At 53.9% G+C, this 17,405-nt stretch carries 2 protein-coding genes; both read right to left on the minus strand.

Annotated elements, in window-relative coordinates; genetic code table 11:
• Window positions 1-162 precede the first annotated feature (162 nt).
• Window positions 163-2,346: a M4 family metallopeptidase gene (locus E2H98_RS08030; RefSeq protein ID WP_198325267.1), complete on the minus strand. Its 2,184-nt coding sequence runs from the start codon at window positions 2,344-2,346 to the stop codon at window positions 163-165.
• A 628-nt stretch (window positions 2,347-2,974) separates the two neighbouring features.
• Entirely contained in the window at window positions 2,975-17,326 is a 14,352-nt protein-coding gene (locus tag E2H98_RS08035; protein WP_198325268.1) for a tandem-95 repeat protein, read from the minus strand.
• Window positions 17,327-17,405 lie beyond the last annotated feature (79 nt).

Below are 17,405 nucleotides of genomic sequence, written 5' to 3' on the forward strand. Positions count from 1 at the left end.
ATCGCCTGCTGTTCCGCTAGCGCGCCAATCCGGCTTTGGTGGTCGGAACAACATGGGAACTCGGGCAGGAGCTGAACTGCGAAAGCAATGCTTATATTCGTAGAAAAAAGCTGCCGTCAGCGACGGCAGCTTCAAGTGACTTGCAATCAGACCGAAGTGAACTTACGGGAAAGTGATCTTCCAGCGATCGATGTAGCCGGTATCAATCCGGGCCAAGTCGCGAACGCGCAGGTTCCAGGTGCCCGCCCGTGGTTTGCTGCCAACATTGACCGAATAGGTCTGGTTAATGTTATCGGCTGAACCACCGCTACGGTTGTGGACGTTGTAGACGGTGCCATCCGGGGCAATGACATCGACAATCAAATCACCGATGTAGGTATGCACAATCGCCACCTCAACGCTGATGGTGCCAGCATTGCCGCTACCGGTTACCGCCAGCGGGCTTTGCACGCCGGTGCTGTTGTTATCCGGGATGTTGTAGTTGTTGGTGTTCTCGAACGAATCACCACCACCAGTGCCATCCTGATAAGCGCCTTTCAGCGTCACACCAGAGTAATTGCTGTAGGCACGCAGCATCACGTAGTAGCGACCGGTTTGCGGAGCCGCAAACGAGCAGTTCTCGACGTTACCGTTGCGATACGGCCGGCAATCGTAGCTGCTGGTTGTCGGCTTGCTACCGAAGCGCACATACATATCGGCATCGCCGGTGCCACCGGAAATATCGAACGCCAGGTTGCTGGAGCCTGCTGGCACATCCAGGTAGAAATGCCGTTCTTGGCCTTGGCTACCACTCAAGCCGGATACCGGTACATTGTTCTGTAACTCGGTGTCACCTGGGGGTGGTGTCGTGCCGCAGCTGACACCGACTTGCGAGAAAGCATCGCGCACGTCAGCCAGGCTGTAGCCGAGATCCGTCGTCGCCGATTCGACACCGCAGGCGCCTTGGTTGAACGTCACATTCGCCGTCCAATAATTGCGGTTGGCGCGGACGAAAATGTCAAAGGCTTTGCGCGTGTTCCAGCCGGCTTTATTCGCCAACAAATAAAACGCTTTGTTGTAAACGCCGCTCGAATAATGCACGTTCATGCCGCTGGTGTAGTCGCTGGCATGGCCAATGGAACGACCATCGCGAGTCGGGTCATCCATGTAGCGCAGTGCGCCGGCCGCTTTGAAAATTTGCTCGCCGACCATCCAGTCATTGCTGCCTTTCATGTAGTACTCAGCGGCTTCACCGGCCATATCGGAAAACGCTTCGTTCATACCGCCCGATTGGCCCGAGTAAGTCAGGTTCGAGTTCTGCTGGGTAAAGCCATGCGAGACTTCGTGTGCAACGACATCGAGGCTGACCAGCGGATAAAAGCGTGAAGCGCCGTCACCGAACGTCATTTGCTGACCATCCCAGAAGGCATTCTCGTAATTGTTCGAGTAATGCACCCGTAAGGTCAGTTGCTGAGTCAGTGGCGCGGTGTTATACCAATCTTTATACAAGCCAAAAACGACGCCACCGAAATAATGAGCATCATTCAGAGGCGAGAAAGCACCATTGATTTGTTTGACGGTATTACGCGGGCAAGTGAACTGATGCACGCTGCCGCCGGAGGTCGAGTGATTCAGGTTGACCGTGCGGACATTGGTGTTCTGCATCCGGCAACTGTCATCGACATTCAGAAAGCCGAAATCGGTGCCGTACTCATACTGACCGGTTTTGCTGTTGCCGCCAGGACCGGTGGCATCGCGATAAGCAAGCGCATCCCAGTGTCTCAATACTTCACCGGTGTGCGCGTCGATCAGGGCATGCGGCCAAGCCGGATCACCACCACCTTTCTTATCGGTAAAATAGCTGGTCGAATAGGCGAGCTTAGCAACTCCGTTGTCGACAAAAATCACCAGCTCGCTTTGCTCCCGTTCGGTTTGATAATCGCTGCCGTTATGCTTGGCATGCAAGCCACGCAAAATGCGACCAGCACGAGCCGATTTCAGCGTTGGAGTAACGGTGCCGACATCCGCGTCGATGCTCTGGGTGAGAAAGCCGTGCATTGCCGCGATACCGCTTTGTGCATTGCGCACGACGATCACTTCATCGCCCCATACCGGAACCCCCCGAAAGGATTGCTGATAACGCTGGAATACCCGGCCATCGGCTTCTTTCATTTCGCGTTTCAAGGTCAGGCTTTCATCGGCACTCAAGGCCAGTGCCTGATTCAGGTTGGTCGACATCAATTGCATGCTTGGCAATTGTTCGGCCTGCAGATGCAAATCAATTCGCTCCGCTGCTTGCGCAGCGCCATACAGTCCAAGCATCAGCGCAGAAAGGCCGTATGCGAACTGGCGCGTCATTGTTTTCATTGTTTCCTCCGTTGGTTGATAACACTTGCGGCAAAACAAGATCGTCAAAACGGCTGGACATCAATGACTCACGAGACATCAATTGCCGCTGCAAGCCTAGGAGGATGTTTGAAATTTGAACAGAGGCGGAATTCTTCGCTGGACGCTAAGAAAGTGATTACTTGCGCAACATGGTCAATGTTCGTACAAAAACGATAACTTACTTATACAAAACGATTCAAAATGCTCACAATTTTCTACAAATTAGGATGGCGACATTCATAATTTCGCTCGTTAAGGCCTAATGCATAGATAAACTTGAGATATATTTTAGATATAACTAATTAAAAAAATGTGCGTCGGTTACCAGTATGTTGCTGCCGGCAATCAAAAGCTTTCTACTTCTATCGAACTACTACGAAGGAATCTCTCGCTATGCAGTGCAAGGGAGAAGAAAAGCGGCTCACTGAGCGAATATCAGTGACGAATAATGTTGCATTGGGCTACGGTCGCCTATCCTAGGCTTCGCAGAGTGCAGCACGTTTGCGCGACACTATAGCGAAGACCCGCAAGCCTGTAGATAACCCAACGAAAGCGCAATCTCGGCGAAAAAAAGGGCGACCGAGGCCGCCCTTTCTTTTAGGTACTGTTACGGCCCACCATCAACACGCAACGTGCCGTTGGCGATCATCTGCGCAATGATATCGGCATCCGACAAGCTGCCTGCCGCCGTCAAATCAACTCCCTGCAGATGAATGGTTTGATCATAGCCATGGCTTTGGTCGCCGTCGCTCCAGATTTGGATAATCGTGCCGCCACTGCCATCGGAAACGAATTGCAAGTGCGACTCCAGCGAACCACTTTCCTCGCCCTGCAGAAGCGCCGATAGATCCAGAACATCGCCCTCGGCCGCTGAAAAGTCAGTGATCGTATCGTTCGCCGCTGTAGCTGGCGTACCCGCATCCGCTAAGGTCCAGGCGAAGGTATCCGCACCCGCACCACCACTCAGTGTGTCATCACCCGCCCCCCCCTGCAGCAGATCTTGATCGCGTCCACCAAACAATGCGTCACTGCCACTGCCGCCGAACAACCGATCATCGCCGTCTTGCCCGCGAAGCACGTCATTGCCAGAACCTCCATACAGCGCGTCATTGCCCGCGCCGCCTTCTAACAGATCGTTGCCTGCGCCACCGAACAGTTCGTCGTTGCCGACTCCGCCCAGAAGAATGTCATTTCCGGTTCCGCCATCGAGCAGATCATCACCCTCATCGCCAGCAAGGTGATCATCATCGTCACCACCAAACAACTGATCATTGCCTGCACCGCCGGATAGATAGTCACGTCCTGCGTTACCGTGCAACGTATCGTTTCCGGCGCCGCCGGAAATCGTATCGTGACCGGCACCGCCAGAAACAATATCATCACCAGCGCCGGCAACAATGGCGTCATTCAAGTTGGAACCCAGGATGTTATCCACGCTATCGGTGCCGTTCAGATGGCGGTCAATAGCATAAATCGCCAGCTGCGCTGCGTCCGACTGACCATCGCTATCGGTTAACCAATAACTAATCGCTTCTGGCGCAACCACTGAGTTGTTGGCCGCTGGCTGGTAACTGACACCAGTCAAACCAACATACGTGGAAACCCCGGTATTCAAATCGCCTGGTCCAGCGTTGGTTGGCGCCGCCGTAATCGTAACGCTACGAATATAGTCATAAGCTGACAGGTCAATCCTTGCACTGTCGAATACCTGATTGTTGACCAGCACAACGCCGAAACGGTCCACGATCGTGATGTAGACCGCTTCGCCAACGCTGTAGCTGCCCAGCGACAACACAACATTATTCGCACCATGGGGTAATGTCGATGTGCTGAAATTAATGGTCAAACTCTCACCCGCTTCCAAGGCCTCACCAGCTCCATCGGTAAAGTCGCCGCTACGATTTACAATTGCGCCGCGTGGGCTGAAGTCAACACTACCTTCAGATGCGACCAAGCTAATTGCACTTCCTGACATAGCGGCAGCGGAGGTGGTATTGACATTGACGGTCGCCGGTTGACTTTGTGCGGCGGAAGACGCGTACGAGTAATAACCATTGGAGCCCATGGTGAAAATCGTTCCGTCGCTACTGTCAGTTACTGTCGCGCGTACAATTAAATTGCCATCGTTGTCTCGCTCAGCACTATAGGTGTACGACAATGTTCCCTGAGATCCACCGTTGGTAACAACCGATGGCTGCGTTGGCGCATAGTTAATACCAGCAACTCGCATACTGCCGTTGCTGGCCGCAATCTCAACGGCACCAATCCCTTGATAAGCGCTTAGGTTAATTTCATTACCTGTCGCCGCCGATCGGACATGAGTAAACTCCGCCATCACATTGCCGCTAGCGTCAAATATCCGTACCAGCACGGATTCTCCATTGCTAAAACCACCCATGGTGAAACGCAAATTGTTGACGCCATAGGGCAATGGCACACCATTGAAATCGAAGCGTAAACTCTCGCCACTATTCAAATCGTTGTTGCTGCCACCACTCATACCGATACCGCTACTGTTGAAATGCAGGGCTCGCAAACCTGAAACCGTAAACGGTGCATTCTGTATCGACGTTGCACTGGTAAAAGTACGGTTATCGGCAATGCCCGTGGCAGCCGGCGTTGCGTTCAAATTGATTGTCAGACCACGGAATTCGAATGCACTGACCGTTGCATTGTCCACTACTTTGTCGACGCCACCGCCCTGCACCGCAAATGGCGTAAAGTCGGAGCCTAGAGCCGGACCACCGTCGGTACCGATACCAGTGACAACGTTGCCCGTTGCCACTTCGTTGAAGCGAATGGTATGCAGGTCATCACGCGCTTCAGGTACATCATCGACAATCGAGAATGTTGCCGTTGAGCTAGCGACATCACCGTCTCCATCAATGACTGAGTAGTCAAAACTGAACGAAGCAGGCGCCGTGCCGTTCGGCGCGGTGAACAGATAATTGCCTGTAGCAAAATCAAATACAAACGTACCGTAGCTGAAACCATCGTTTGCGTTAAGGGTAATACGCGAGCCATTGATCTCAACAGTTGCAGCAATACTTGATGGGACGGTTATCGTTGAGCCGTTGTAGCTGATGATACCGATACCTGGCAGCACAATGGATTGCACGTAACCACCATCCGCACCGAAATCGATGCGAGTAATCGTGCCTTCCTGTGTCAGATTGCCGCCGAATGCCGTAGGCACCGTGCTGAGCAGTTCTGATTCAAGCAATGAGACATCCGAGACAATTAACGCCTGATCAATCTGACCACTACCACGGCCCAACTGATCGACGTTGTGCATATAGTTCAGGTCACTCAAGCTGCTGGGCAAGCCAGTGCCAATACCCACTGAATACGATGACACCCCATTGGCATTCATGAAATCCCGGAAGCCAGTACTGCTCAGGGTGATTTCCGTATCCTGCGTGATCGCTCCATCAGAAAGGAAATAAGAAATATTTTGTACGTTCGCTGCCGGGTTCTGCGTGCTGATTTGCTGCATTAAAATGGCACGAATAAGTGCCGCAGGATCAACATAACTTGTCCCATCATTGACGAACGCGTTTGTGTCACTTCCCGGATCACCGGGGCCTCCATTGCTCGTTAGCAAATCGTTTCGATAGTTATTGCCACCAGCGTACACAACCCCCGACACCGCTGCAGAGAAGGAGGCAAAATCAGTAAACGTTCCAAGACGATGTGCGCCATCGGCAAACAAGACAACCGTTAGCGTGACATTGCCGGACTGATTGAAATACTCCTGGCCAAGACTAATCAGCGCATCTTTTGCCAACTGCAATCTTGTTTGACCGGTTCCGCCAACTAGTGTGGCCATACTGGTGGAAATATCCAGCGTGAACACCAGATTGAACGTTTGCTCTTCTGACTCAGGAATGGTTTGCACAACAGGCGCGGCGACCGGTGTGTCATCAATGATATTGACCGTCAGCGTGTCGGAGAACGTGCTGCCATTATTGAAGGAATAGGTAAACTGCTCACTAACATCGTTGCCAGAGCTATTGGCTTGATTCAGTTGATAGCTGTAATCACCGGTAGAGGCGTTAACGGTCAGCGTACCGTGAGCGGTGTTAATCGTGATAACGCCAGCGACAGCATTATAAGTTGTGCCGTTGTGGATGATATTGGCCACCGGTCCGTTGGCTGCTGCATCATTGGCAAACAGATTACCCGTCGCCACCGCCAGTTGATCGGGCGATTGCGTACCGCCGGCCAAGCCGGATTCGTAAACCGTTGCCGTATCCGGGTCGGTAGCGCCGACATTGATGGTCGTCGCGCCAGGGGTGGTGAACTCGCCGTCGCTGACCGTGTAAGTGAATTGGCCGGTGCCGTCGCTGGCACCTGCATCAAACACCAAGCTCGAGAGTTGCGCAGCCGTCAAGGTTTGTCCGACGGTAACGGGTGTTACGCCATCGGGCAACATGACGCTGCCGATACCGCTTGGCAAACCAGTGACGGTAATCACCAGATCATTAAGATCATGGTCGGCATCAAACGGCATGGCGATGTTCATCGCGACATTGTCGGCACTGCCCAACGCGTAAACATTATTGGCATAGGTTTGTGGCGCATCGTTCACTGGCGTGACGTTCAGCACAGCGCTATCTGAACTGAAGATATTGGCAAAGTTCTGATCATAGGCCGCTACGGTAACGGTGCGTGTCGCCGCTGATGGATTATCGGAACTGTTCTGATAGGTCAATGATTGCAATACCGTCAGGTATTCATTGATATCCGCACCGCCGGACAGCGTTAACTGCCAGGTATTGCCATTGGTGGTAATCGCTGCATTGATGCTGGTGCCTGCCGTTTGCAGATTCAGTACATCTTGGCTCGGTATGTAACCGCTCAGCGTCACCACCACAGAATTCACGTTGGCGCTATCGGCATCCGTAATTTGAATCGCCGGCAGCAACGCCATCTCGTTCTGATTTTCGATGTATTGCAAATCATTGACACCCGTGACCACCGGCGCCTGCACGCTGGCACCGGTAACTTGAATCGTCACGGTTGCCGTATCGGTTTCGCCGTCGGCATCGGTCAACGTGTAGGTGAACGTATCGGCACCAACAAAACCGTTTGCGGGTGTATAAGTAAAAGTGCCATCGCCGTTGTACACCACACTGCCGCCGTTGACGCTGGTCGCGCTGAATCCGGTGATTGTGGCGTTGTCGACCAGCGTGTCGTTGATCAACACGTTGCCAGTCGTCAATGCCGTATCCGGTTGACCGACATAGCTATCGTCCGCCGCCACCGGTGCACCATTGTTGGCGCCAATCTCACCAATGGCACGAACGCCACCGCTGATCAAATGCGAGCCAGGCGCAAAGTTGACCAGTTGATTGAAGCCGGTCAGATTGACGAAGAAGTTCTCATCGCCTTCAAAGAAATTGCTATCGCTGTTGACGGTGATGGTAATCGTTGTCGAGGTTTGTCCGGCAAGAATGGTACCGACCGTTGACGCCACGCCGAGATAATCAGCACCCGCCGTCGCGCTGCCATTCACGGTTTGATAATTGAACGTCAGGTTGCTGCTTGGCGCGCTATCAACGGTAACCGTAAAGGTCATGGTAACGGTGCCCGAGGAAGGTTCCTGCACCGAGACATCGCTAATCGAAACCGTCGGCACTGGCGTCATCGTGATCGTCGTTGTCGCCACGTTGCTGATGTTGGCGCCATCATTGACTTCAACGGTAACGTTACGCGACACGCCGCTGGCTGAGCCATCATTGATGAATTGAATCGCACGAATCGCCGCTTGATAATCGGCCAGGCTGGCGACGCCACTAAGCGTAATCGTGCCAGTAGCCGGGTTGTAGGCCGACGCGCTAATACCCGCTGGCAGTGAACCTACACTCAGCAGATCGCCGGCTTCGGCGTTGGTGATACGAATAGTCGCGCTAACCAAGGTACTGCTATCGGCATCCGTGATCGTAATGTCAGTATCGGCAATACGAACTGGACTGCCACCTTCAATGTAGTTGACTTGATAACCACTACCATTGATTCCGGAACTGTTGTTGCCGTCGAGATCGAGTTGCGGTGCGGCGTCGTTAACATTGGTGACATTCAGCGTGATGTTCTGCGCAGTCGATGCATTGCCATAAATATCCACAGCCTGCACCGCGTATACAAAGCTGTTGCCGCCAACTTCAAAGTCATTGTTGGCAACGCCGGTTGCGACACCCGCTGCCGTGATGCGAATATTGCCGGCATTATCGATCGTGTAGAAACCATCGGCGCTGGTGTTGGTACCCGTCGCGGCAAATCGGAAACCCGCGACGCCATTGCTGTCTGTTGCGACGACCGTGGCTACCGTGCTGTTGGCGATTTGATTTTCAGCATAACCAAAAGTTTGCGCGCTCAAAGTCGGCGCCGACATATCAACCGTGTACGACTGGGTATCAACCACGGTGAATGGATTGCCGGCGGCATCGCTGCCACTCAAAGTAGCGGAGACAATGTTGTTGTTGGCCAGCAAGCTACCGAGCACATCAACGGCGAAGGTCATGCCAGGCAAAACGGTAGTCGTGAAATTCAAACCACCTATCGTGACCACAACCATATCGCCTACCTCCGCATCGCCAGCTACCGTGCCGGTGACCGTCACATAGTTTCCGGTTGTCGCTTCGGCGCTATTGATGACGTTATCAGCGGTAATATCGTCCAGCGTGATGGTGGCGTTGGTGGTGGTATCGACGCTATAAGTCTGGCTGTCGTTGGCGGTGAACGGATTGCCCGCGGCGTCGCTGCCCGACACACTGGCATCAATGTTGTTGTTCGCCGCCAATACCGAGCCCGGCACATCAATACTGAACACGCCTCCTGCTTGCACGGTGCCGAAATATGTATTGCTACCAATGGTGATGGTGATCGTGTCACCAACCGCTGCATCGCCAGTAACGGAACCCGTGATGGCAACCGTACCACCCGCTTCCGCCGCGTTGATGATGTTGTCCGCCGTAACATTATTCAGGGTAATGGTCGCACTGACTTGAGTATCAACGAGGGCGGAATCCGAGTTCGTAGCGCCGACGTTTCCGGCGAGATCAGTGATGCTGGCGCTGACATTCAGCGTACTGCCTTCGCCAGGATTGGCCGTGGAAATGGCAACCAACCCGGCCGTAATGTGCGCCGCTGTCAACGTGATCGATTGACTGACACCGTTGATCACAACATTCAGGACATCATTGGCGCGTGCATCGCCAGGCAGATCAACGCGTACGGTTAATGTCGCCGCCGATTCTGCAGCATTGATAAAGCCATCATTGTTGGCGTCATCAATAATAGTCACGGTTGGAGCTGACGGTGGCGTGGTATCGATGATGTTTACGGCTGCGGAGGTGGGTGTCGTCACCACATCATCGCTGACACCGTACTGCAGCGACACGACGCCAGAAGTCCCAGCGGCTGGCGTGAATGTCCAGGTCCCATTACCGTTGTCGGTCAACGTTCCGGCCGATGCATCCACCAGTGCCAATCCGACCACACTCAGTGTTGCGCCAGCATCGATATCGCTGGCATTGACCAACAACTGAGCAGCAGAAATCAGTAACGAACTGCTGTCATTCATGTTGCCAAGATCGGTCGCCGCGCTAACCTGTGGCGCATCGTTGCTGCCAGTAATTGTGATAACGACATGGTGTGTTGTACCGTCTACTGAGGCGACCATAATCGTGTCAGTCACCACTTGGCCAGCCGCCAGGCTCTGCACGGCGTTGCTGGCATTATCTAGTGAGTAAACCCAGTTACCATTGTTATCGATACTGAATGAACCATAGGTCGCCGCCACATTAGTCTGTTCAATAAATGCTTGCTCGACCGCGCCATCAATATCACTGATGGTCAACGATCCGCTGGCACTGATGCTGACGTCTTCCTGCGCGGCGCCATTATCGGTACCGCCGATCACAGCGGCATCGTTCACCGCATTGACCGTGACATCGACCGTCGCCGTCGAGCTGCCACCATGGCCATCACTGATCGTATAGCTGATGACCGCAACGCCGTTGAAGTTCGCTGCCGGTACAAAGTTCAGCGTGCCATTGGCGTTGATCGTTACCGTACCTTGCGTCGGGTCCACACTCGCGGCGGTAACAGTCAGTGTGTCGCCATCGACATCAGTGTCATTGCTGAGTACGGTGATGATGACTGCGGTATCTTCATCGGTCGCCGCCGTGTCATTCAATGCTGCCGGTGCGTCATTAACAGCGCCAATATTGATGCTGACCGAGCTCACCACGCTGCCACCATTTCCGTCGCTGACGATCACGGTGAAGCTATCGCTACCGTTGTAGTTCGCGTTCGGTGTGTAAGTGAACGTGCCGTCAGCATTCAGCGTCACGGAACCGTTGCTTGGGCCAGTGCCCAGCGCATAACTCATGCTATCGCCATCGACATCCGAGGCGACAATCGAGCCATTCACCGCCGTATCTTCGTTGGTGTTCAGTGCGACATCGCTGGTTGTCGGCGTGTCATTGACGGCAGCAACATTAATGCTGACGTTGCTCATTACCGTGCCACCGTTTCCGTCACTGACGAGCACAGTGAAGCTATCGCTACCGTTGTAGTTCGCGTTCGGTGTGTAAGTGAACGTGCCGTCAGCATTCAGCGTCACGGAACCGTTGCTTGGGCCAGTGCCCATTGCGTAACTCAAACTATCACCGTCGACATCTGCAGCAACAATCGAGCCATTCACCGCTGTATCTTCGTTGGTGTTCAGTGCGACATCGCTGGTTGTCGGCGTGTCATTTACGGCAGCAACATTGATGCTGACGTTGCTCACTACCGTACCACCATTACCGTCACTAACGATCACAGTGAAGCTATCGCCGCCGTTGTAGTTCGCGTTCGGTGTGTAAGTGAACGTGCCATCGGCATTCAGCGTCACGGAACCGTTGCTTGGGCCAGTGCCCAGCGCATAACTCAAGCTATCGCCATCGACATCCGAGGCGACAATCGAGCCATTCACCGCCGTATCTTCGCTGGTATTCAACGCGACATCGCTGGTTGTCGGTGCATCATTGATTGCATCGACCGTTACATTAACGGTCGCTGTCGAGCTGCCACCATTGCCATCGTTAATCGTGTAAGTGATTACCGCAACGCCATTGAAGTTGGCTGCCGGCACAAAATTCAGCGTGCCATTGGCGTTGATCGTTACCGTACCCTGCAATGGGTCAATTGTCGCCGAGATTACGGTCAGCGTATCGCCATCGGCATCCGTGTCATTTCCGAGCACATTGATGACGACCGTCGTGTCTTCGGTTGTCGTGGCCGTATCGTCAATGGCGATCGGGGCATCATTGGTTGCCGTGATGTTGATACGCACAGTTCTGGTGCTGCTGTTGCGTGCTCCGCCCGTGCCTTGATCACCGGTATTGCCGTCGTTCAATATGGCATTCAATATCACCGAAGCTGGCGGCGCGTCTGAACTGTTACTGTAAGCAATTTGACGCAACACGCTGTTGGCTTGCGCATTGGTCGTGCCGTTGGCAAACGTGATGATCAACTGACCATTGCTTAATGCCGTTTCGTTGTAGCTACCGACCACAACACCGTTCAATACTACGTTACCTGCGGTCAGATTCAGGGTGCCGCTGCCGACGAACCTGTCTTCACTGTTGGCGCCGGTATTGCGATTGATGGTCAGCGTCATACCACCATAATTGTTTGAAATCGCCAGCTCGCCATCGGTAATCGTGGCATTGTTGTCGAGCACCACGGCTGCGCCACCTTCGACATGTGTGCGTGTGCCACCGAAGTTGCCGATATTGGGCGCATCATTACGTGAGACGACATTGATGGTCATGTTGTGGACGACTGTATCGCTGCCACCGTTGGCCGTACCATCACCATCAGTCAACGTCATCGTGACGCTGCGTGGAGTGGTATCAGGCAACTGCGATGCGTTGCCATAATTCAATCGCTGAATCAGCGCATCAACGGCTGCGGGAGTGGCGTTGCCATTGAACGTGATTTGCAACAAACCCGAATTGAGTCCGGTTGCCGTACCAATGACGACAGCTCCAGAACCGAAGTTGTAAAGCACATTGCCACCGGAGACACTGATCTGTCCCGGATTACCCGCCTGACCACTGATACCAAGTTGATCCTGACCGGCGACTGCATTGTTGATTTGTACAGTTAACGTACCGCCATCAAAATTGTCCGAATCACGATCAGCAAAGCTCACGCCGCTATCCAGCTGCACACGGGTGATGCCTGAGCCCGTATTTTCGCTGTAGGTGAATGATGTGCGCATGCCGGCTAACGTCGGCGCGTCATTGGTGCCGTTAATGGTTACCGTAACGTTCTGAGGCGTGCCATCCGTTGTGTAAACAGTGAACACCTCTGTCAGTATCTCCCCGGCACCGAGATCTTGAATTGCTGCCTGGCTGTTGCTTGCCGAGTACGTCCAGCTACCACTGTTATCGATGGCAAAGCTGCCGTAAGCTCCTGTGAGGTTGGCGGCTTGCATACCTGATTCCCCGGCATCCGGATCGGATACGTTCAAGGAACCGGTAACGGAAAGGTTGCCACCGACGACATCAACATCCTCAGTCAGACTGCCTGAGATGTCGCCTCCGATAATGGGCGCATCAGCAACCGGGTTAACGGTGACATTCACGGTCGCGGATGACGTACCGCCGTTACCATCGCTGATCGTGTAGCTAATAACGGCGACACCATTGAAGTTGGCGGCAGGAACAAAATTCAGTGTGTTATCCGGATTGACCGTCACCGTACCTTGCACTGGATCGACACTGGCGGCGATGACGTTAAGCGCATCACCATCGATATCGATGTCATTACCTAAAACACTGATTGTGACGGCGGTATCTTCATCTGTTGCCGCTGTGTCGTTACTGGCAATCGGTGCGTCGTTGACGGCACTAACACTGATATTTACCGTGCTGGTCGTGGTGCCACCATTACCGTCACTAACGATCACCGTGAAGCTATCACTACCGTGGTAATTGGCATTCGGCGTGTAGGTAAATGTGCCATCAGCATTCAATGTCACCGCACCATTCGTAGGGCCAGTACCGACCGCGTAACTCAAGCTATCACCATCAATGTCATTGGCGACAATTGCGCCATTGACCGCTGTGTCCTCATCGGTGTTCAGCGCCACATCACTGGTGGTCGGTGCATCGTTGATCGCGGCAACATTGATGCTAACTGTGCTGGTCGTGCTGCCACCATTGCCGTCACTAACGATCACAGTGAAGCTATCGCTGCCGTTGTAATTGGCGTTCGGCGTGTAGGTAAACGTGCCATCAGCGTTCAGTGTCACCGCACCATTGCTTGGTCCAGTGCCAACCGCGTAACTCAAGCTGTCACCATCAATGTCATTGGCGACAATTGCGCCATTGATCGCGGTGTCTTCGTCGGTATTCAGTGCGACATCGCTGGTTGTTGGCGCGTCGTTGATCGCGGCAACGTTGATGGATACTGTGCTGGTTGTGGTGCCACCATTACCATCACTAACGATCACAGTGAAGCTATCGCTGCCGTTGTAATTTTCGTTCGGCGTATAGGTAAAGGTACCGTCTGCATTCAGAACCACGACACCGTTTGTCGGCGCGCTACCAATTACATAACTCAATGCGTCGCCATCGACATCATTGCCAATCACGGCACCATTGACTGCTACATCTTCGTTTGTTGAGAGATGAACATTAGTGGTAGTCGGAGCATCGTTGGCCGCTGCGACACTAACGTTTACCGTACTGGTGGTGCTGCCACCGTTACCATCGCTCACGATAACGGTAAACGTGTCGCTACCATGGTAGTTGGCGTTCGGCGTGTAGATGAACGTGCCATCGGCATTCAGTACTACGACACCGTTTGTCGGAGTGCTGCCGATCGCATAACTCAACGCATCGCCATCGACATCATTGCCGACTACGGCACCATTGACCGCTACATCTTCATTGGTGCTCAGCGTGACATCACTGGTGGTTGGAGCATCATTGATCGCAGCAACATTGATGGTGACAGTGTTGGTCGTGCTGCCGCCGTTGCCGTCGCTTACCGTAACAGTGAAGCTGTCATCACCGTGGTAATTGGCGTTCGGCGTGTAGGTAAACGTGCCATCTGCATTCAATGTCACGACGCCATTCGTTGGGCTGCTGCCAACGACATAACTCAGACTATCGCCGTCAACATCGGCCGCGACAATTGCGCCATTCACCGCTGTGTCTTCGCTGGTGTTCAGCGTCACATCGCTGGTTGCTGGCGCATCGTTAACGGCATTGACCGTGACATTCACTGTCGCCGTCGATGTGCCTCCATTACCATCGCTGATCGTGTAGCTGATCACGGCAACGCCGTTGAAGTTCGCGGCTGGTACGAAGTTCAGCGTGTTATCGGCGTTGATCGTAACGGTACCTTGCGCTGGATTCACGCTCGCCGTGGTAACAGTCAGCGTGTCACCGTCTGTGTCGGTGTCGTTCGTCAACACGCTGATCGTGACACTGGTGTCTTCATCAGTAGTCGCTGTGTCATTCACCGCCACTGGCGCATCATTAACAGCGCCAACGCCGATGCTGACGTTGCTCACTACCGTACCACCGTTACCGTCACTGACGATCACGGTAAAGCTATCGATACCGTTGTAGTTGGCATTCGGCGTGTAAGTGAACGTGCCATCAGCGTTCAGTGTTACGGTGCCGTTGCTTGGGCCAGTGCCCAGCGCATAACTCAAACTGTCGCCATCGATATCCGCGGCAACAATTGAGCCATTCACCGCAGTGTCTTCGTTGGTATTCAACGCCACATCGCTGGTTGTCGGCGCGTCATTGACGGCAGCAACATTGATGCTGACGGTACTCATTACCGTGCCACCGTTACCGTCACTGACGATCACGGTGAAGCTATCGCCGCCGTTGTAGTTGGCATTCGGCGTGTAAGTGAACGTGCCGTCAGCATTCAGCGTCACGGAACCATTGCTTGGGCCAGTGCCCAGCGCATAGCTCAAGCTATCGCCATCGATATCCGAAGCGATGACCGAACCATTCACCGCTGTGTCTTCGTTGGTATTCAGTGCGACATCGCTGGTTGTCGGCGCGTCATTGACGGCAGCAACATTGATGCTGACGGTACTCATTACCGTGCCACCGTTACCGTCGCTAACGATCACGGTGAAGCTATCGCCGCCGTTGTAGTTCGCATTCGGCGTATAGGTGAACGTGCCATCAGCATTCAGCGTCACGGAACCGTTGCTTGGGCCAGTGCCCAGCGCATAACTCAAGCTGTCGCCATCGATATCCGAGGCGACAATCGCACCGTTCACGGCGCTGTCTTCGCTGGTGTTCAAGCTGACGTTCGAAGTGGTTGGCGCATCGTTCACGGCATTAACGGTAACGTTCACCGTTGCGGTCGATGTGCCGCCATTGCCATCGCTGATCGTGTAGCTGATGGTGTCGCTGCCGTTGTAATTGGCGTTCGGTGTGTAAGTCAGCGTGCCATTGGCGTTGATCACCACTGAACCGTTCAGTGCGCTAGCCGTCGTAACCGTCAGTGTGTCGCCATCGGCATCGGTGTCGTTTGCCAGTACGTTTACAATGACCGAAGTATCTTCATCGGTGATCGCCGTGTCATTCACCGCCACTGGCGCATCATTGACGGCGCCAACATTGACGCTGACGGCGCTGACAACACTACCGCCGTTACCGTCGCTAACGATCACGGTAAAGCTATCACTACCGTTGTAGTTGGCATTCGGCGTATAGGTGAACGTGCCATCAGCATTCAGCGTCACGGAACCGTTGCTTGGGCCTGTGCCCAGCACATAACTCAAGCTGTCGCCGTCAATATCCGAGGCGACAATCGCACCACTCACGGCCGTATCTTCGCTGGTGTTCAGCGAAACATTGGAAGTTGTCGGCACATCATTGACCGCATTGACGGTGACATTAACGGTCGCCGTCGACGTGCCGCCATTACCATCGCTAATCGTGTAGCTAATAACGGCAACGCCATTGAAGTTCGTTGCTGGCACAAAGTTCAGCGTGCCATCAGCGTTGATCGTTACCGTGCCTTGTGCGGGATTGACGCTCGCTGCACTGACGGTCAGGGTGTCGCCATCAACATCGCTATCGTTGCTCAACACGTTGATGGTGACCGCCGTATCTTCGTTCGTTGTGACGGCATCGTTTTGCGCCACTGGCGCATCGTTGACGGCATTGACGGTGACGTTGATCGTGGCGGCACTGATGCCGCCCTGGCCGTCGCTGACTTGAATCGTGAAAGTATCGTTGCCGTTAAAGTTGGTGTTTGGCGTGTAAACGTAACTACCGTCGGCGTTAATGACGAGCGTACCGTTGGCCGGGCCGGTGGCAACGGTGTAGGTCAGCGTATCACCATTCGGATCGAAAGCATTGAGATTGCCGCTGAGTGAGCCGTCTTCATTGATCGAAACGGTTTGATCGCTGACAACGGGCGGTTGATTTTCTTCGTCGACGGACGTGCTCGGGAAAGTAATCGGCTGGATGGCGGCAACCGGATCAACGCTGGTTGGTTCGCTGCCTTCCGTCGTTTCGGCAATGCGCATCAGGCGCACGAAGCTGTGGCCACCGCCACCACCGCCTGCGCCGGCAGCGGTTGGCGCCAACAAGGTGCTCGGGTCGGCACCATCGGCAATCTGCTGCAGAATACTGTCGAGCTCACTCGGTGCCAGCGCGACGACAGCCTCATCAGCCGACTCAGCCGCTTCCGAAGCCGGGTTCAACGCCTCGGCCATTTGCACGGTTTCCTGCTGACGAATAATGAACGGCGCTTCTTCGCCCATGGTCAGTTCGACGTAACCATCTTTGCCGGTATCGACGTATTCATTGGCGTAAATCGCATCGCCGAGTTTCAGCACGCGCTCGCCGCCTTCTTTGGTGCGGGCGACAACGGTGCCACGGATAGCTTTTACGTAGGAAACGACCTGGGCCATAGGAAACTCCATCGAACGACTTTTCGGGTTATTACCGACGGAGATTAAAGACTCAAGGCTTATTGCACATCGTACCTAG

Source organism: Permianibacter aggregans (genome assembly GCF_009756665.1).
Lineage (GTDB): Bacteria > Pseudomonadota > Gammaproteobacteria > Enterobacterales > Permianibacteraceae > Permianibacter > Permianibacter aggregans.

Coding starts and splice junctions, on each gene's coding strand:
- E2H98_RS08035 (WP_198325268.1), bottom strand. CDS start 17,326: ATGGCCCAGGTCGTTTCCTACGTAAAAGCTATCCGTGGCACCGTTGTC.
- E2H98_RS08030 (WP_198325267.1), bottom strand. CDS start 2,346: ATGAAAACAATGACGCGCCAGTTCGCATACGGCCTTTCTGCGCTGATG.